This is a genomic window from Streptomyces sp. PA03-6a (genome assembly GCF_033792765.1).
Lineage (GTDB): Bacteria > Actinomycetota > Actinomycetes > Streptomycetales > Streptomycetaceae > Actinacidiphila.
Window position 1 is genome coordinate 1 of record NZ_JARAVK010000181.1, and the last position, 18,812, is coordinate 18,812.

General features: G+C 71.9%; 13 protein-coding genes and 1 pseudogene. 5 read left to right on the forward strand and 9 right to left on the reverse strand.

All coding sequences use genetic code 11. The features are described 5' to 3' along the window. Positions 1-391: 391 nt before the first annotated feature. Entirely contained in the window at positions 392-1,735 is a 1,344-nt protein-coding gene (locus PV350_RS32875) for a UDP-glucose dehydrogenase family protein (RefSeq protein ID WP_499512182.1), read from the reverse strand. A 180-nt stretch (positions 1,736-1,915) separates the two neighbouring features. Between PV350_RS32875 and PV350_RS32880 the strand changes: the two genes are divergently transcribed. Further along, on the forward strand, positions 1,916-2,983 hold the full coding sequence (locus tag PV350_RS32880; protein ID WP_500337345.1) for an LCP family protein: 1,068 nt from the start codon (positions 1,916-1,918) through the stop codon (positions 2,981-2,983). Between the two features lie 83 nt (positions 2,984-3,066). Here PV350_RS32880 and PV350_RS32885 read toward each other — a convergent pair whose 3' ends face one another. Beyond that, positions 3,067-4,296 (reverse strand): LCP family protein, encoded by a 1,230-nt coding sequence (locus PV350_RS32885; protein WP_499512180.1) that lies wholly within the window; start codon positions 4,294-4,296, stop codon positions 3,067-3,069. A gap of 118 nt (positions 4,297-4,414) precedes the next feature. Further along, positions 4,415-4,678, reverse strand: a complete 264-nt coding sequence (locus PV350_RS32890; RefSeq protein WP_499512179.1) for a DUF1876 domain-containing protein — start codon at positions 4,676-4,678, stop codon at positions 4,415-4,417. A 118-nt stretch (positions 4,679-4,796) separates the two neighbouring features. On the opposite strand from PV350_RS32890, the gene PV350_RS32895 reads away from it, so the two are divergent. After that, positions 4,797-5,339, forward strand: a complete 543-nt coding sequence (locus PV350_RS32895; RefSeq protein WP_018559720.1) for an acyl-CoA thioesterase — start codon at positions 4,797-4,799, stop codon at positions 5,337-5,339. Between the two features lie 20 nt (positions 5,340-5,359). Here the strand turns inward: PV350_RS32895 and PV350_RS32900 are convergent, their stop codons facing one another. Continuing rightward, entirely contained in the window at positions 5,360-6,805 is a 1,446-nt protein-coding gene (locus PV350_RS32900; RefSeq protein ID WP_500337346.1) for an LCP family protein, read from the reverse strand. Between the two features lie 83 nt (positions 6,806-6,888). Between PV350_RS32900 and PV350_RS32905 the strand changes: the two are divergent. Beyond that, positions 6,889-7,932, forward strand: a pseudogene (locus tag PV350_RS32905) (glycosyltransferase family 2 protein); the annotation flags it as partial. A 16-nt stretch (positions 7,933-7,948) separates the two neighbouring features. On the opposite strand, the gene PV350_RS32910 reads toward PV350_RS32905, so the two are convergent. The 5 genes from PV350_RS32910 to PV350_RS32930 form a co-directional block, all read right to left on the reverse strand. Continuing rightward, entirely contained in the window at positions 7,949-9,838 is a 1,890-nt protein-coding gene (locus tag PV350_RS32910) for an LCP family protein (RefSeq protein ID WP_500337347.1), read from the reverse strand. 205 nt (positions 9,839-10,043) lie between these two features. Next, complete coding sequence (locus PV350_RS32915) at positions 10,044-11,705, reverse strand: LCP family protein (RefSeq protein ID WP_500337348.1); 1,662 nt, start codon at positions 11,703-11,705, stop codon at positions 10,044-10,046. A gap of 54 nt (positions 11,706-11,759) precedes the next feature. After that, a complete protein-coding gene (locus PV350_RS32920; protein ID WP_500337349.1) occupies positions 11,760-13,544 on the reverse strand; it encodes an LCP family protein in 1,785 nt (594 codons plus the stop codon). Positions 13,545-13,664: 120 nt separating this feature from the next. Next, the gene (locus PV350_RS32925) at positions 13,665-14,900 is read right to left on the reverse strand and encodes an LCP family protein (RefSeq protein ID WP_499512174.1); all 1,236 of its coding nucleotides are present in this window, start codon (positions 14,898-14,900) and stop codon (positions 13,665-13,667) included. Between the two features lie 129 nt (positions 14,901-15,029). Further along, a complete protein-coding gene (locus PV350_RS32930; RefSeq protein WP_500337350.1) occupies positions 15,030-15,782 on the reverse strand; it encodes a TIGR03089 family protein in 753 nt (250 codons plus the stop codon). Between the two features lie 116 nt (positions 15,783-15,898). Between PV350_RS32930 and PV350_RS32935 the strand changes: the two genes are divergently transcribed. Beyond that, positions 15,899-17,413 (forward strand): peptidoglycan recognition protein family protein, encoded by a 1,515-nt coding sequence (locus tag PV350_RS32935; RefSeq protein ID WP_500337351.1) that lies wholly within the window; start codon positions 15,899-15,901, stop codon positions 17,411-17,413. A 64-nt stretch (positions 17,414-17,477) separates the two neighbouring features. Beyond that, complete coding sequence (gene manB, locus PV350_RS32940) at positions 17,478-18,560, forward strand: mannose-1-phosphate guanylyltransferase (protein ID WP_500337352.1); 1,083 nt, start codon at positions 17,478-17,480, stop codon at positions 18,558-18,560. Positions 18,561-18,812 lie beyond the last annotated feature (252 nt).

The following is an 18,812-nucleotide window of genomic DNA, read 5'->3' on the forward strand; positions in this document are numbered from 1 at the left end:
GCCTCCGGCCGGGGGTGCCCCCAACTCCCCCGCCCCCTCCGTTGGTTCCGCGACCAACGGCCGGTGGGGGGTTGAGAAGGCGGTCCGGGGTGGCCGCTAGTGCCTACTCACCCCCACCGGCCGTCATACGCCCGCACAGCGGGAGGTGGTGTGGCGGGGTGCGCCCATGGGGGTCCCCCCGGCCGAAGGCTGGGCGAGTGCGCCGGCGCGGCACCGACCCCACAACGACCGCGCGAGGCGGTCACTGACCGCGCCGGATGGGGGTCCCCCCGGCCGAAGGCTGGGGGAGGGCGGGCGGCGGGGAAACCGCCCGCCGCAGGCGCAACGCACCCGCACACAAACAACGGGCCGCAAGGGGCACCCCGGGCCGCACAGAACGCACCCCGGAGGGCTACGCGTGGGGGCGGCCCATCGCCCGGAACGTCCAGCCCGCCGCACGCCATGCCGCCGGCTCCAGCGCGTTCCGCCCGTCGATGACGTGCCGGCGCCCGGCCACCGCCCCGAGCACCGCCGGGTCGAGCTCGCGGAACTCCCGCCACTCCGTGAGGTGCAGCACGACGTCGGCCCCGCGGACCGCCTCCAGCGCCGTCGCGGCGTACCCGAGCGTCGGGAAGAGCCGCCGTGCGTTGTCCATGGCCTTGGGGTCGTACACGGTGACCTGGCCGCCCTGGAGGTGGATCTGCCCGGCGACGTTGAGCGCGGGGGAGTCCCGCACATCGTCGGAGTCGGGCTTGAAGGCCGCGCCGAGCACCGCGATGCGCTTGCCGAGGAAGCCGCTGCCGCCGCAGGCCTCGCGGGCGAGCTCGACCATGTGGCTGCGGCGGCGCATGTTGATGGAGTCGACCTCGCGCAGGAAGGTCAGCGCCTGGTCGGCGCCGAGCTCACCGGCGCGGGCCATGAAGGCGCGGATGTCCTTGGGCAGGCAGCCGCCGCCGAAGCCGATGCCGGCGCGCAGGAACTTGTTGCCGATCCGCTCGTCGTGGCCGATGGCCTCGGCGAGCTTCACCACGTCGCCGCCGGCCGCCTCGCTGACCTCGGCCATGGCGTTGATGAAGGAGATCTTGGTGGCGAGGAAGGCGTTGGCCGCCGTCTTGACCAGTTCCGCGGTCGGGTAGTCGGCGACGACGAAGGGGGTGCCCTCGCCGATGGGGGCCGCGTAGACCTCGCGCAGCAGCTTCTCGGCGTGTCCGGAGGCGACGCCGACCACGATCCGGTCCGGGTGGAGGGTGTCCTGGACGGCGAAGCCCTCGCGCAGGAACTCGGGGTTCCACGCCAGTTCCGCCCCGTCCCCGGCGGGGGCGAGCTCGGCCAGGCGGGCCGCCAGCCGTGCCGCGCTGCCGACCGGGACGGTCGACTTGCCGACGACCAGTGCGGGCCGCTGCAGGTGCGGGGCGAGCAGCTCGAAGGCGCTGTCGACGTAGCTCATGTCGCAGGCGTACTCGCCGTGCTTCTGCGGGGTGTTCACGCAGACGAAGTGGACGTCGCCGAAGGCGGCGACCTCCTCCCAGGAGGTGGTGAAGCGCAGCCGCCCGCTGGAGTCCGGCAGGCCGGCGACGTGGCGGCGCAGCAGTTCCTCCAGGCCCGGTTCGTACATGGGCACGCGGCCCGCCGCGAGGGTCTCGATCTTGGCGGGGTCGATGTCCAGGCCCAGCACTTCGAAGCCCAGCTCGGCCATCGCCGCGGCGTGCGTGGCGCCGAGGTAGCCGGTGCCGATCACGGTGAGCTTGAGCGCCATGCGGACGGTCCCTCCCAGGTCGTGGCCTGATTGCGAGGTTGAGCATAGCCCCGGGCGGTGACCGGGCTTTCCCCGGCGCGTGCACCGAAGGGGGCCGGGGCATGGGCACGGCACCGTCCCAGGCGCCACAATGCCCCCTACGCACGCGTGGGGAGCGGGTGCACAGGGTGGGGGTGGATCATGACGACGACGGATCCGGTGGGCCACGAGGAGACGGCGGTCCCGGAAACGGAGCGGGAAGCGGCGCCGGGGGAGACGGCGGAGCCGGCCCGCAGGAGGCGCAGTCGCACCCGGAGGGTGCTGCTGGGCGCGCTGGTCCTGCTGGCCGTGGGGGTGCTGGGGGTGGCGGGGACGCTGTGGTGGACGGTGGACCACTACACCGGCAAGGTGGACCGCATTCCCAACGTGTTCCCGACGAAGGTGCCCGAGAGCGAGCAGCCGCAGGCCGCCAAGGGCGGTGAAACGTTCCTCCTGGTCGGTGTGGACACCCGTTCCGAGCTGCCGACCACCGGCCGGGACGCCAAGGCCCCGGAGTGGAAGCGCGGCGCCCAGCGCAGCGACACGATGATGCTGGTGCACCTGCCGGCCGACCGCGAGCACGCGTACGTGGTCTCGCTGCCCCGCGACAGCTGGGTCCCGATCCCGGGGAACGGCAAGGCCAAGCTGAACGCCGCCTTCTCCTGGGGCGGCCCGCCCTTGCTGATCGACACCGTGCAGCGGCTCACCGACGTGAAGGTCGACCACCTCGCCGTCATCGACTGGAGCGGCTTCAAGACCCTCACCGACGACATCGGCGGCGTGGACCTGGACGGGAAGCACATGAACGGCGAGGAGGCCCTCGCGTACGTCCGCTGGCGCTACGACCTGCCGCGCGGTGACCTGGACCGCACCCACCGCCAGCAGGCCTTCCTGCGCGCGGTGATCGCCAAGACGCTGACCAAGGACTCCATGAGCAACCCGCTGAAGGCGAAGGAGCTGCTGGACCGGGTCACCGGTGTGGTCAGCGTCGACGACCGGCTCTCCGACGGGGACCTGCGCGACCTGATGTGGAGCATGCGCGGGGTGCGCCAGGGCGACATGGTCTTCATGAACGCCCCGGTCGGCGGGCTCGACATGATCAAGGGCCAGTCGGTGGTGCTGCTCGACGAGAGCGGCACCGCGCGGCTGTGGGAGGCCATGCGCAACGACACCATGGCCGAGTACGTGGCGAACCACTCCCTCGACCGTCTGGGCTCCTCCACCCCGTGAGCCCCGAGGGCGCGGCGGGGAAGAGCGGAGGGGCCGGCCGGGCGCGGTGTGCGCGCCCGGCCGGCCCCGGCCGTCCTAAGGGGTCAGGAGTCGGGCGTGACCGTGACCTTGTCGTCGTTCTTCAGCTCCGAGACGAGCTGCTTGACCTTCGGCATGTCCCACTTGAGGGCGCTGCCCACGTTGGTGCTGATGGAGCCCGAGGTCGGCATGTTCATCGAGACGCCCTCGCCGCCGGAGACGCTCTTCATCGCCCAGAACATCGACACCAGGTCCCACAGGCTCATGTCCTTGTCGACGATCAGCGTGTCGAGGCCCGCGCCCATGGTCGGGTAGAGCTTGAAGGGGTTGAGGACCGTGCTCGGCGTGGCCGTCTGGCCCGCGAGCGCGGCGAGGAACTTCTGCTGGTTCTTGGTGCGGCCCAGGTCGCCCTCGGCCTCCTGGTAGCGCTGGCGGACGAAGGCCAGGGCCTCGTCGCCGTTGAGGGTCTGCTTGCCCTTCTTGATGTGCAGGCCCGAGTTCTTGTCGTTGATGTCGCGGGGGATGTCCAGCTCGACACCGCCGACCGCGTCGACGAGGCCCGCGAAGCCGGCGAAGCCGATCTCCGCGTAGTGGTCGATGTGCAGGCCCGTGTTGTACTCGACCGTGCGCACCAGCAGCGTCGGTCCGTCTATCGAGTAGGCGGCGTTGAGCTTGTTCTGGCCGCGCGAGGCGAACGTCTTGCCGGACTCGGAACCCTTGAACTCGGGGATCGTGACGTAGGAGTCACGGGGGAGCGAGATCAGCGAGTTCCCGTTGTCACCCACGTGCAGGATCATCATCGAGTCGGTCCGCTTGCCCTCGGCGGAGCCGGTGTGCAACTGCTTCTTCTGCTCGCCGGACAGGCCTTCACGGCTGTCGGAGCCGACGATGAGGTAGTTGGTGCCCTCGCCGGTCTCCGGGCGGTCTATGACCGTGCCGAGGTCCACCTCGCGGCGCACCTTGCCGTCCGCCCAGAAGTAGGTGCCGATCGACCAGGCGGCGACCACGACGACCAGACCGATCAGGACGGCCTTCACCCGCCGCTTGCGGCTGCCGGGCGGTGAGGTGCGGCCGCCGGTGGACGGCGGGCCGTACGAGCCGCCGCCGTAACCGTCGTGGCCCGCGCCCGGGCCTGCGTGACCGGGGACGCCGCTGCCGTACGCCTGCTGGCGGGGCACGCTGCCGGGAGCCGCCGCCGCACGGCGCGGGGACAGCTCGGGGGGCAGCGGAGGCTCGGAGATCTGCTGCTGCCGCTGGTTCCTGTTGTCGGACCAACCGTCGGGCCATGCGTTCATGTACCGCAGTGTGCCCTGCCGCCCTGCCCGGCAGTGCCTCCGTGGCGCTTCTGAAGCAGAGCTGATGCAAAGGTCACAGGACCGCGGTGATGCGGTGACCAGTTGTGTCCGGGTGCTCTCAGCCGGTGAGGTGCGTCGGGGCGTTGGTGTGGGTCTCGATCATTCCGGCGGCCTGTTCCAGCAGTTCGTGCGCCAGGTTGGAGCAGGCCCGGGAGGCGGCCACGTCCTCCCCTATGCGCATGTCCGGCTCGTCGTTCGGATTGCGCCGCGAATAGCCGTGGCCCACCACGCCCGGGGCGCCGTCCCCGGAGAGCGAGGCGGTGCAGGCGGTGCGGCTGCCGTCCTCCTCCAGCGACAGCTTGATCGTCCACGTCTTCTCCATGGCGGATCACCTCTCGGACCTCGGGACGTCGGCCCCTTTCTCAGCATCCGCCCGGCCCCGCCGCCGGGCAAGGTGTGCCCGGCGGGGAGCACGGCACGGCAGTGCTTAGGGTGGAGCCATGTTCGAGGAGCCACCCCCGCACCCTGTCCCGTTCAAGCCCACGTCCGCCTCGCGGATCACGCTGGCGCACATCATGACCCACCACGACACGAACCTGCTGGGCACCGTGCACGGCGGCGTGGTCATGAAGCTCGTGGACGACGCGGCGGGCGCCGTCGCCGGACGGCACTCCGAGGGGCCCGCGGTGACCGGCGCCATGGACGAGATGGCCTTCCTGGAACCGGTGCGGGTCGGCGACCTGCTCAAGGTGCAGGCCCAGGTCAACTGGACCGGGCGGAGCTCCATGGAGGTCGGCGTGCGCGTGCTCGCCGAACGCTGGAACGAGTCCGGCCCGGCGACCCAGGTCGCCAGCGCCTACCTGGTCTTCGTGGCCGTGGACGCCGAGGGCGCGCCGCGTCCGGTGCCCCAGATCGAGCCCGAGACCGACCGGGACCGGCGCCGTCTGCAGGAGGCGCAGATCCGCCGCACGCACCGGCTGGCCCGCCGCCGGGCGATCATGGAGCTGCGCGAGAAGCGCGCCGCCGAGGGCTTCGAGGACTGACGGCGCCCGGCGCCCGGCCCTCAGCCGCACGCGACGCGGTCGCCGCGCGCGGGCGGGAGCTCCACCGGCGGCGCCGCGGGCGGGTCCGGCTCACCGGCCCGCACCGGGGTCAGGCCGTCGTAGTCCGCGCCCACGGTGATCCGCAGCGTCGACCCCAGCCCGGAGACCGCCCGCAGCTCGGCGTACGGCAGGGCCGTCCCCAGGGCCTTGGCGGAGCGGTCCCAGCCCGGGTCGTAGTGGATGACCGTGTACTCCGCGTCGTGCCGGACGGTGTTGCCGGGCGTACCGGTGGTGTGGAAGCCCAGGCGGCGCAGTTCCTTGTCCACGCGCGCCCCCAGTCCGTTGACCGTCGTCCCGTTGTTGACCTGGACGCGGATCGACTTGGGCGGCACGTCGACCTGTTCCGGCTCGGGCGCCGAGGGGCTGGGCGTGGCCAGGGGGCCGCCGTCAGGGCCGGTCAGCGGGCGGTCCTCGCGCAGCGCGTCGAAGATCCGCCCGGCGCCCTTCACGTCCCAGCGCAGGGTCGTGCCCACGCCCTGCACCCGGAACGGCGTGGCGTCCACCGGCACCGACGCGAACTCCACCGAGCTCGCCCCGAAGCCGCCCCGCAGCCCCGTGGCGAGCGCGATCAGGTCGTCCGGCTTGGTCTGCCGGTCCGCGCGCACCGAGCCCAGCGCGGCCTTGGCCACCTGGTCGAGCTTGACGGGGTTCTGCAGCAGCCCGATGTCGGCGACCCGGCGGACCAGGGCGGCCAGGAACCGTTGCTGGTTCTGCATCCGCGGGAGGTCGGGGCTCCCGGGGTAGTGACCGGAGCGCACGTACCGCAGCGCCGTGCCGCCGTCCGCGCGGACCGTGCCGGCGGGCAGGTCGAGGCCGGTCAGGGGGTCCCGAAGCGGCTGGGCGAAGCAAAGGTCGACGCCGCCGATCTTGTCGACGGTCTTCATGAAGGAGCCGAAGTCGAACTCGGCGTAGTGGTCGACCTTGATCCCGGTCATCTTCTCGACCGTGCTGACGGCGAGCGAAGGGCCGCCCACCCCCCAGGCCCACTTCAGCTTGCCGGGGCGGGGCAGCTCCGCGTACGAGTCCCGCGGCAGGGCGACCACGCTGACCCGCCTGCCGTCCCGCGACAGGTGCGCCAGCATCATCGTGTCGGTGCAGTCGCAGGGCTCCCCGCCCAGGCGCAGCGCGGTGCGCTGCGCCGCGGTCAGCCCGCGGCGCACGTCGGTGCCGACCAGCAGGAAGTTGGTGCCCTTGGTGGGGTTGGGCCGGTTCTTCATCCCGGCGAAGGCGTCCACCCGCGCCAGGCGGTCGTCCATGTGCCCCAGGACGGCGTGCCCGATCCCGCTGGCGGTCAGGATGCCCAGCGAGACGGCGCCGAGGACGCGCATCCCGCGGCGCACGGGCGACCGCTTCCGGGCCCGGCGGGCGGCTGCGATGGGCTGCTGACGGCGACGAGCGACGGTCATGGAGTCACGCTAAGGAGTCATACCGTCGTACGGGATGAGCCCCGCCCGGCTGCACGTGTTCGTATCATCCGTTCGCGGTAACGTGTCCGGCTGTGAACGCTGCGACCCCCCACGTGCTGCCCGCCGTCTCCGTGATCATGCCGGTGCTCGACGAGGAGCGGCACCTGCGCAACTCCGTCCGCCACATCCTCGAACAGGACTACGCGGGCGAGCTCGAGGTCGTCATCGCCCTCGGCCCCTCCACCGACCGCACGGACGAGATCGCGGCGGAGCTGGTGCGGGAGGACCCCCGCGTCCACACGGTGCCCAATCCCACCGGCCGCACCCCCGCCGCCCTGAACGCCGCCATCAAGGCCTCCCGGCACCCGGTCGTGGTGCGGGTCGACGGCCACGGCATGCTCTCGCCCGACTACATCGAGACCGCGGTGCGGCTGCTGGAGGAGACCGGCGCCGCCAACGTCGGCGGCATCATGCACGCCGAGGGCGAGAACGACTGGGAGCGCGCCGTCGCTGCCGCCATGACCTCGAAGATCGGCGTCGGCAACGCGGCCTTCCACACCGGCGGCGCCGCCGCCCCCGCCGACACCGTCTACCTCGGGGTCTTCCGCCGTGAGGTGCTGGAGCAGCAGGGCGGCTACAACGAGGAGTTCATCCGCGCCCAGGACTGGGAGCTGAACTACCGCATCCGCGAGGCCGGCGGCCTGATCTGGTTCTCGCCCGAGCTGCGCGTCTCGTACCGCCCGCGGCCCAGCGTGCGCGCGCTGGCCAAGCAGTACAAGGACTACGGGCGCTGGCGCCGCGTGGTCACCCGTTACCACCAGGGCTCGGTCAACCTGCGCTACCTGGCCGCCCCGGCCGCCGTCGTGGCCATCGCGGCGGGTGTGGTGGTCGGCGCCGCGGTCACCCCGCTCGGCTTCGTCGTCCCCGGCGGCTACCTCGCGGCCATCGCGCTGGGCTCGCTCCCGGCCGGCAAGGGCCTGTCCGCCGGTGCGCGGCTGCAGATCCCGGTGGCGCTCGCCACGATGCACATGGCGTGGGGCTACGGCTTCCTGACCAGCCCGCGCTCGCTCGCCCGGCGGGTCATCGCCAGCCGCCGCCCGGCGGTGCGGGCGGCGGCCGACGCGTGATGCGGCGGGTGGACCCCTACCAGCTGTAGTAGGAGTTCACCTTCATGCACGCCGAGTCGTCGGAGGCGTTGAGCGCGCTCGCGCTGTCCAGCACTTCCTTGGTGTCGGTGCTGCTGGCCGCCGGGTAGGTCGACCCGGCGGTCCAGTCTGCGCCGATCACCAGCGTGATGCCCTCGGCGGACGAGGACTTCTTCACCGCGCCGGTGGGCAGCTTCAGCGCCTTCGCCACGGCCAGGGCGTCGGCCTGGTCGTCGTCGCTCGCGTAGGTGATCGTGCTGCCGGACTGCGACTGCGGCGTGGAGTCGGACTCGGCCTGGGTGAAGCCCAGGGTCTTCAGCTTCTCCGTGACCGTGCTCGCCCGGCCGGGGGTGGCGGGCACCGAGGTGCTGCCGGTGCCGTTCTGGACCGTCACCGCGATCTCGCCCTTGGGCGAGGCCTTCGCGGTGGCCGTGGCCGTGCCGGTCTTCTTTTTCTTCTTCGAGGCCTTGCCGTCCACGGCCTGGTCGTTGCGGAGCAGCGTGAAGAGCTTGGTCGCCGCGGAGGTCGGCACGACGTGCGCGGTCGGGTTCTGCGGGTCGGCGCCCCAGGGCATCGTCGTCATGGTGATGCGGTCGGTGGGAACGCCCTTGAGGTCGTTGCCCAGGTCGTAGAGCTTCTTGACCGTGCCGAGGCCGGTGTCGACGGTCAGCGCCTTGGTGGCGGCCTCCGCCAGGCCCGTCAGCTTGCCCGGGTCGTTGAGCTTCGCGCTGGACTTCAGCTGGCGCACCATCGCGTTCATGTACATGTGCTGCGCGTGGGTGCGGCCGATGTCGCTGCCGTCCTCGAAGCCGTGCCGGGTGCGGAGCCACTGCAGGGCCTGCTTGCCCTTGATGATGTGGTCGCCCTTGGTGAGCTTGAGCCCGGACTTGCGGTCCCAGACGTTCCCCTTGACGCAGACCGGGACGCCGCCGACCGCGTCGGCCATGGACACCACGCCGGCGAAGTCGATCATCATGAAGTGGTCGATGGATATGTCGGTGAGCTTCTCCCAGGTGGCCACGGTGCAGCCGGGGCCGCCGTGCTGGAGGCTCGTGTTGATCGTCTCCGAGGTGGTCTCGGGGTAGACCTGCCCGTCGTCCGGGTCGGTGCACTTGGGGATGGTGACCCGGGTGTCGCGCGGGATGCTGACCACGGTCATGTTGCTGCGGTCCGCGGAGACGTGCAGCAGCATCTGGACGTCGGCCAGCGGCTTGCGGTCGGCGTCGGCCTTGGCGCCGCCGAGCTTCTGGTTCGCCTTGGACGCACGGCTGTCGGAGCCCAGCAGCAGGATGTTCAGCGGGGTCTGGCCGGCGGCGTTGGCCTTGCTCTTGGCGGCCTGGCTGTCGCCGAGGTTCAGCGCGTCCTTCTTGATGTTCGCGTTGAGGTGCTGGTAGTACGCGTAGGCGGCGCCGGCCGAGCCGAGTATCGCCACCGACGTGACGATCGCCACCCAGCGCAGGGCGCGCCTCTTGCCCTTCTTGCGGCGGCGGTTGCCGCGGCGGCCGCCGCCGTCGTGGTCGTCGTCCGCCCCGTCGCCCTGCGTCGCGGTCAGGGTGCCGGTGGACGCCCCGTCGCCCCCGTCGTCCTCGTAGGCGTCGTAGTCGGCCCGGTGGCCGTCGTCGCCGTAGCCCCCGGTGTCGTAGCCCGTGGCGTCGTAGTCCGCCGGCTGGTAGGGCGCGTACGGCTCCTGGGGCGGGTACCCGCCGCGCTGCGGCTCCTCCGGGCGGTAGCCGCCGCGCTGGGGCTGCTGCGGGACCGTCGGGTGCGGGGTGGGCTGCTGCGGGATGTACGGCTGCCCGTGACCGTTTCCGTACGGAGAGTCGTCCCATCCGGGTTCGTGAGGATCGTAGGGGGCGTTCCGCCCTCCGGGGATGCTGCCGTGGCGCATGTGTGCCCTCCCATGACGCGCTGGTCACTACGGTCACCGGTTGCGCCGCAGCGCGCGGATCGTGGGTGATTCTCAGCTGTGCGACTGTCAAGGTCCTGTGGAACCGGAACAGCCCTGCTCGCGGATGGTTGGAGGTCACGATACATAAACCGCGACGGGGTCAAGGCATTCGCTTCTTATCGCCTGTGTAAAACGATCGTGCGCATTACCCCAAACCGGGATCCCAGCGATATGGCCTGTACACGTCCATGCAGGCTGAATCATTCGCTCCGTTCAGGGCCCCGGCGCTCGTGGGCAGCGATCCGTCGTCGTCGGAGGCACCCTGGAAGACCGTCCCCTCCTGCCAGTCCGCGCCCACGACGAGTGTGACGGAGGCGACATGTGAGGATTCCTTCACAACACCGGCGGGGAGCTTGAACACCTTCGCCACGGCGAGCGCGTCCGAGCGGCCCTGCGCGCCCTCGGCGGCCGGGTACTCGATCACGGTGGCCGCCGACGGCTGCGGTGCGGTGGCCGCAGCCGCCTTCCCGAACCCGCCTTGGGCCAGCGCCGTGGCCAGGGCGCGCGCCCTGCCGTTCACGGGAGTGCCCGTGGCGTCGCCCGCGGTGCCGTTGACGACCGAGACCGGGATGTCCGCGGCGGGCCGCGCCGCCGGCCCGGTGGGCTCCTTCTTCGCCTTCTTCTTCCCCTTGTCGTCGAAGGGGAGGTCGTGGACGAGCCGCGACCACACCTTGGGGGCGGCCACCGGGTCCGGCATGTAGTGCTGGTCGTTCTCGGTGTCCGTGACCGGCGGCATGGTCAGCATCGTGATCCGGTTCGACGGGACGCTCTTGAGCTGCATGCCGAGGTCGAAGAGCTTCTTCGGGGTGCCGATCTCCTCCGACACCTGCAGCGCGTTGGTGGCGGCCTCGGCGAGGCCGCGCAGCCGCCCGCCGTCGGTGAAGACGTTCTGCGAGCGCAGCTCCCGCACCATCGAGTTCATGTACATGTGCTGCGCCTTGGCGCGCCCGAGGTCGCTCTCGAAGGCGTGCCGGGTGCGCAGCCACTGCAGGGCCTTCTTGCCGGTGATCTTCTGCGTGCCCGCCTTCAGCTTCAGCCCGGAGCCGCCCGGCTGCTGCGGGGTCGGGTGGTCCCACACCGGCTGCTTCACGCAGACCTCGACGCCGCCGACCGCGTCGGCCATCTTCACCACGCCCGCGAAGTCGATCATCATCCAGTGGTCGATGTAGACCTTGGTGAGGTTCTGCACGGTGGCGAGCGTGCAGCCGGGGCCGCCGCGCGCCAGGCTCTCGTTGATGATCGCGTGCGTGGTGGCGGCGAACTTCTTGCCCGTCTTCGGGTCGGTGCACTTCGGGATCGGCACCCGGGTGTCGCGCGGGATGCTCACCACGGACATGTTGCTGCGGTCGGCGGAGACGTGCAGCAGCATGATCACGTCCGCGCGGGGCGGTTCGTCCTTGGTGTACCTGGCGCCGCCGAGCTTGAGGTTCTCCGCGGAGTTACGGCCGTCGGCGCCCAGCAGCAGGATGTTCAGCGCGTTCGTCGGCGCCTTGGCCACGTCGCTGTCGCCGCTGTTGCGCTTCCCCTTGCGGAGGTTGTGGCTGAGGTGCTCGTAGTACGCGTAACCGGCCCCCGCCGTCCCGAGTATGAGCACCGCGAGGGTGACCGCGATCCACCGGACGACCCGGCGTCTGCGGCGCTGCGGCGGCCGTGCCCCCGGCTCTCCGCCCGGCTGTCCGCCGCCGCGCCCCGGGTCCGTGTGCGGGGCCCGCGCCGCGTCCGTGCCCCGCTGCGGCGCCCCGTCCCGCGGGTGGTCGTCGTAGAGGCTGTCGTCCCAGCCGAGATCGCGCACACGACTGTCCGTCATCGTCCGGTTCCCACCCCTGATACCCCTGTCGACCCTGGTGCCCTTGCCGGGCGGCTACTTGGCGCACACGCTCTTGTCGTCCGCCTCGACCTTCTGGATGCCCTCGGGCGCCTTCGTCGGCGGGGCGATCGGCGTGCCCGCCTGCGTGAAGTCCTTGCCGAGGGTGAGCGTCATGTTGGCGCGCGGGGCGGCGTCCTCGGTGCCCTGCTTGAGCGCGGAGGCCGGCAGCCCCATCATGTCGGCCAGCCGGCGTGCCTGGTCGGCCTGGTTGGGGGCGTACTCCAGCGTGGTCTTCTGCAGTTCGGTGGGCGCGTTGCCGCCGTTGGTGGAGCGGGTGACGCCCTCGTCGTTCTGCAGCCAGTTGACGGTGTCCTGGGCGGCGCCGAAGACCCCGCTGCCGTTCAGCACCTCGACCCGCACGTTGATCGCGTCGGCCTTGGGGCCCTTGAGCTTGGCCGCATCGGAGGCCTTCTGCTTCTTCTTCACCTCGGTGAGCGAGACGTCGTTGCGCACCATGGTGAACAGCTGCGGCGCCTTGGTCTCGTCCAGCACCACCGTGGCGTGCACCTTCTCGGCCGGGTTGTCTATCACCGGCACGGTCGCGAAGGTGATGTTCTTGGTGTCGACCCGGCTCAGGTCCTTGGCGAGTTGGCTGAGCTTGGGCACGCTGCCGATGCCGGTGTCGACGGTGAGCGCCTTCGTCGCCGTGTTCGCCAGCTTGAGCAGCTTCGTCGGACTGGTCAGCGTGTCGCCCGACTTCATCGTGCGCATCATCGAGCTGAGGAACTGCTGCTGCAGCTGGATGCGGCTGAGGTCGCCGCCGAAGCCGACGCTGTGCCGGGTGCGGACGAAGGCCAGCGCCTGCTCGCCCGCGACGATGTGCCGGCCCTTGTCCAGCTTCAGGTGCGAGTCCGGGTCGTCAATGTCCTTGGCCAGGCACACCTCGACGCCCCCGACCGCCGTCGACAGGTCCTTCACCGCGTCGAAGTTGGCCATCATGAAGTGGTCCGGGGTGATGCCCGTCAACGCCTTGACGGTGCGCATCGTGCAGCCCGGGTCGCGGCCGTACTGGCCCAGGCTGGTGTTGAAGCGGACGTCGCTCTCACCCGGGATGATCTTCGTGGAGCCGTCGGACTGCTTCGTCGGGCAGTCCGGGATGTCGGTGATGATGTCCCGGGGGATGCTCAGCGCCGTCGCGTTGGAGCGGTCCTTGGAGACGTGGAAGAGGATCGTGGTGTCGGCGTGGCCGACGTTGGCCGCGTCGCCGTACTTGCCCTTCAGGCCCTGCCGGCTGTCGGTGCCGATGACCAGGATGTTGACCGGTCCGGTGGACGTGGCGTTCTTGGAGCCGATGCCCGGGTCGATCGTGTGGATGTTGCCGTTGAGCTGCTGGTACAGCGCGTAGACGCCCACGCACGCCGCGATGACCACGACCCCGAGCGTGCCGGCGGTCCAGATCAGGGCGCGCTTCTTGGTGGACTTCCGGGACTTGGGCCGGCGCCGGCTGGTGCGCGCGGCCGCCCGGCCGCCGCCCTCGCCCCTGGTGCCGCCTGCCCGGCTGCCGCCCGCCGCCCTGCCGGTGCCCGCCGCGCGGCCGCCCTCGGGGGAGCGGCCGCCCGTCGTGGCGCGGCCCTCGCCCTCGGCGCCGGAACGGCCCTGCCGTGCGCGGCTTCCGCCCTGCGGCTGTACGCGCTGCGTCCGCCGGCCCGTCCCCTGCGCGGGGACGCCGGGCTCCGGCTGCTGCGGGGGGTCCAGCCGCAACTGGTAGCTGCCCGTCTCGGGATCGAAAACCCACTGATCCGCCGGGTCGACGTGCTGCCTACGGCCTTGCGTGTCCACGGTCGATCGAGTCCTCCGTCTCGGCCGCTGCAACAGGCCGGATCGCTCACACTAACCCCACAGTTCAGCGTGTACGCCCGTCGCTGACAAATTCCGCTCTCCTACACCTGGACAAACTGTTCAATCCCCACTGCCGCCGCACACGTCGCGGTCGGCGGTGGTGCCGCGGTACGAGGGGGAGGCGCTCGCCGACCCCGACGGTGTGGGAGATGCGGGAGAGGCGGTGGAGGTTCCGCCGGCCGTCGGGCGGGCGGAGCCGGAGCCGGTGCCCTCGTCGCCCTCGACGGTCACCTGCCCGTCCTCGCGCAGGGTCGTGAACAGTTCGTCCGCGGCGGGTTGCACCAGTTCGTCACGGTTGGGGTCCGCCGTGTACGGACGCCGCGGCACGGTCAGGAAACGCACCTGGTCCGTGGGCGTCTTGCGCAGGCTCTGCGCCAGCTCGTACAGCTCGGCCAGCGAGTCGAGGCCCTCGTCCGCGGTGAGCGAGGAGGTCGCGGCGTCCAGCAGCGGGTAGAGCTTGGCGGGGTTGAGCAACACGCCCGTGGAGTCGACCTTCTGCACCAGGGAGGCGAGGAACTGCTGCTGGCGGTCCATGCGCTGGGTGTCGCTGCCGTCGCCGATGCCCTTGCGGGCCCGGACGTAGCCGAGTGCCTGCTCGCCGTGCAGCTCCTGGCGGCCGGCCTCCAGGTCCAGGTGCGCGTCCTGGTCGTGCACGGCGTGCGGGACGCAGACCTCGACGCCGTCGACCGCGTCGACCATCTTCTTGAAGCCGTTGAAGTCCACCACGAGGTGGTGGTCGACGCGGATCCCGGTGAGCTTCTCCACCGTACGGATCGTGCAGGCGGCGCCGCCGAACTCGAACGCCCAGTTGAACTGGGCGAACTGGGGGTTGGTCATGCTGCCGTCGGACCGCCGGCAGGAGGGGATGTCGACCATGAGGTCGCGCGGCAGGCTGACCGCCGTCGCGCTCTTCCGGTCCGCGGCCAGGTGCAGCAGTATCGCCGTGTCCGACCGCTGGGTGCCGGTGTCCTGGCCGTACTTGCCGTTTCCGTCGCCACGGTTGTCCGAACCCAGGAGCAGGATGTTTTCGGCGGTGGTCGCCTCGGGCAGCACCTTGGGCCGCTCGGACTGCACCCGCATCAACTCGTGGGCGGTGTCCGTGTCCGTGTGGATGTTCCCGTCGAGCTGCTTGTACAGGTACCAGGAGATCCCGGCCCCCGCCAGCAGCACCAGGGAGACGACGACGGCGAGGACGCGCAGCCAGGTGCGGCGGCGCTTCCTCGGCGCGGTGTCGGCGGGAGGCGTGTCGGCGGGAGGGGTGTCCTCGGCTTCCGGCGAATCGGCTGGCGTGGTCACGTCCGGGCCCGTCCTTACAGGTGCTGCTGATGATCAGGTCACCTATAGAGACCGTCCAAACCCGTACTCGGTTGTGCGGAGTTGTTCAGTTCCGTCCGAGGTCTTCAGGAACGGTGGGCCGGTGCGCGGTCAGGCCGTGTGGGTCACCCGCTCGCTCTCCCGGCGTTTGTCCAGGTCGGCGGGGGGAAGCCGGTCCAGGTTGCGGCAGAGCACCACGGAGGCGTCCGCCGCCAGCGGTGCCAGCAGCCCGGCGGCCAGACCGTCCCAGTCGTCGTACGGCCGGCCCGAGAGCAGCCGCGCCCCGGCCGTCAGTCCCAGGGCCGCGGCGGACGCGCGGGCCCATTCGACCACCTGCGCGCCGGTGAGCTCCTCCCCGCCCGGCAGCTGCAGCGCGGGCGCGTCCGCGCCCACCGGCGCGTACGGGACGAAGCGGTCGCCCTGGGAGGGGACCTCGACCGCGTAGTCGAGGAAGCCCTCCGGCGGCTGCGGGAAGCGGCCGCCCAGCGGGCGCAGCGCCAGCGCGACCCGCTCGCCGGAACAGGCGCGGGCCTCCTCCAGGGTGTCCGGGCCGGAGACCACGAGGTCGGCCTCGCCCGGGTCGCCGCCCGGCACCACGACCACGCCGGTGGAGAAGCAGGCGAGCACCCATACCGCGGTCTGCCAGTGCGCCGGCAGCAGCAGTGCCGCACGGTCACCCGGCTGGGCGCCCAGTTCGTCCTGGATGAGGTTGGCGGTCTTGGCCACCCAGTTGCCGAAGGTGGCCACCGACAGTTCGACGCGTTCGCCGGTGGCGTCGTCGTAGAAGGTGACCAGGGGCCGGGCGGGGTCCGCCGCGAGCGCGGAACGCAGCAGGTCGGCGGGTGTACGGGCAGTCGATGTCACGCGGCCCAGACTACGTCAGGCGGGGGCGTCCCGGGTGCCTCTGATGGGCCGGCAGAACAGGACGGCCCGTCAGATCCCGGCTGCGCGTTCTGGGGCCTTATGTAACTGTTCTTCCCATGCGTGCACTTCTTGCGACGTCGATCTCCGCGGCGTGCATGGCTGCCCTCGCCCTGCCGCTCGCCTTCCCCTCCGGTGCCACCGCCACCATCCACGCGCCGGTGCGGGCGGCCGCCCCCGGCACGCCCCCCGGCGACACCCACACCCTGCCGCTGGCCCCGCTCGCCACCTCCGGCCGTGCCATCGGCACCCCGCTCGCCCAAGGGCTGCCCGCCCGTGCCGTGCGGCCGTTCTCCCTGATCGGCATCACCTGGGACGACGTCGGCACCGACCTACGGGGCACCGTCCAGGTCCGGACCCGCGCCACCGGCACCGGCATCTGGTCCGGCTGGCGCACCGTCGAGGCGCACAACGACGACGCCCCCGACGCCGGCTCGCCCGAAGGCTCGGCCTCCGCGGTGCGCGGCGCGACCGCCCCGCTGTGGGTCGGCCGTTCCGACGGGGTCGAGGTGCGGGTCGTGCCCGAGGCCCCCACCGGCAGGCGCGGAGTGCGGCCCGGCCTGCCCAGGGGACTGCGACTGGAGATGGTCGACCCCGGGGACGAACCGGGTGACGGGTCCGGCGACGGCCCCGGCGACGACCTGGGCGGCAGCTACCTCGACCCCGACGCCGCGCTGGACCCCGGGCCCGCCGGTCCGGGGGGCGGCGGTCCGGACGGCGGTGGCACCACGGGCGGCCCCTACGACGGCGGCGACCCCTTCGACGGCGTCGGCCCCAGCGATGCGGGCGACCCGCTCGAAGGCGTCGGGCCCAGCGAGGGCGGTGACCCGCTCGGCGGCCGCCACCCGCAGGACGGCACCACCACCGACACCGCCGCGGACCCGAGCGACACCTCCGGCACCCCGGTCGAGTCCCCCTTCGTCCCCGCGCTCAGCCGGTCCCAGACCGAGACCCTCACCGGGCAGCGCTTCACCGGCGCGCGCCCCCGCATCGTCACCCGGTTCGGCTGGGGCGCCGACGAGCAACTGCGCAGCGAGGAATCGGAGTTCACCGACGACGTCAGCGCGATCTTCGTCCACCACACCGCCACCGGCAACGACTACGAGTGCTCCGACTCCCCCTCGGTCATCCGCGGTATCTACCGCTACCACGTCAAGAGCAGCGGCTGGCGCGACATCGGCTACAACTTCCTCGTCGACAAGTGCGGAAACATCTACGAAGGCCGCAGCGGCGGCGTCTCCAAGGCCGTCTTCGGCGCGCACACCCTCGGTTTCAACGAGCACACCATGGGCATCGCCGTGCTCGGCGACTACTCCGAGGAGCAGCCCACCCGTGAGGCCCTGACGGCCGTCGCCCGGCTCGCCGCGTGGAAACTCGGAATTTACGGCCGTGATCCGGAGGGCATGACATACCTGGTGTCCGGAGGGAGCAACAAGTACCCGAAGGGTACGCGGGTCCGCATGAACGTCATCTCGGGCCACCGGGACGGGTTCGCCACGCAATGCCCAGGAACGGAGTTGTACGACGATCTCGGCATCATCCGCCGCACCGCGGCGGGGCTCCAGGGCCGCTGATCGCACCCTGCATAGGATTGGCCGCTCACGCGTTCGGCCCGCCAGGAAGCGGAGACAAACACAGGTGACTGAAGCGATCCTCTTGGTCGGTGGCAAGGGCACCAGACTGCGCCCCCTGACGGTGCACACGCCCAAGCCGATGGTCCCCGCGGCCGGCGTCCCGTTCCTCACGCACCAGCTGGCCCGGGCGCGCGCGGCGGGTGTCGAGCACATCGTCCTGGCGACCTCCTACCTCGCCGAGGTCTTCGAGCCGCACTTCGGCGACGGGTCCGCCCTCGGGCTGCGCCTGGAGTACGTCACCGAGGACGAGCCGCTCGGCACCGGCGGGGCCATCCGCAACGTCGCCGACCGCCTGGACTGCGCCCCCGGCGACCCGGTCCTCGTCTTCAACGGGGACATCCTCACCGGCCTCGACATCGCCGGCCTGGTCGCCACCCACCGCGACTCCGGCGCCGACGTCTCCCTCCACCTGACCCGGGTCGAGGACCCGCGTGCCTTCGGGCTCGTGCCGACCGACCCCACCGGCCGCGTCACCGCGTTCCTGGAGAAGCCGGAGACGCCCGAGGAGATCGTCACCGACCAGATCAACGCGGGCGCCTACGTCTTCGACCGCTCCGTCATCGACTCCATCCCCACCGGCCGCGCGGTCTCCGTCGAGCGCGAGACCTTCCCCGGCCTGCTGGCCGACGGCGCCCACCTGCAGGGCATGGTCGACTCCACCTACTGGCTCGACCTCGGCACCCCGCAGGCCTTCGTCCGCGGCTCCGCCGACCTCGTCCTCGGCCACGCGCCCTCCCCGGCCGTCCCCGGCCGCTGCGGGGAACGCCTCGTCCTGGAGGGCGCCCGGGTCGCCGACGACGCCAAGCTCACCGGCGGGACCGCCGTGTCCGCGGGCGCCGTCATCGGCTCCGGAGCGGTCGTCGAGGGCAGCCTGGTCCTGGCGGGCGCCGTCGTCCACCCCGGCGCGACCGTCGTCGACTCCCTCATCGGCGCGGGGGCGGTCATCGGCGAGCGCACCGTCGTCCACGGCTCCGTCATCGGCGACCTCGCGCACGTGGGCGCCGACAACGAACTGCGGCACGGGGTGCGCATCTGGTGCGGCGCGGTCATCCCGGACGGCGCGGTCCGCTTCTCCTCCGACCAGTAGGCGACCGGCCGTCGGCCGCCGGCCGCCGGCCGTCGGCCGCCGGCCGCCGGCCGCCGGCCGCCCAGGACCCCGGCCGGCGGGCGTCCCCGCCCACCGGCCGGAAACCCGGAAGCCGGACGGCCCACGCCGTACCCTCGGAGGGTGCACCCCGAGCAGAGCCGACTCCTCCGCGCCGCGACCGGCCGCGTCCCCGGCCCCCGCACACCCGGCCGCACCCGCCGCTGGACCCCCCGCGGCCGGGTGTGCGGGGGC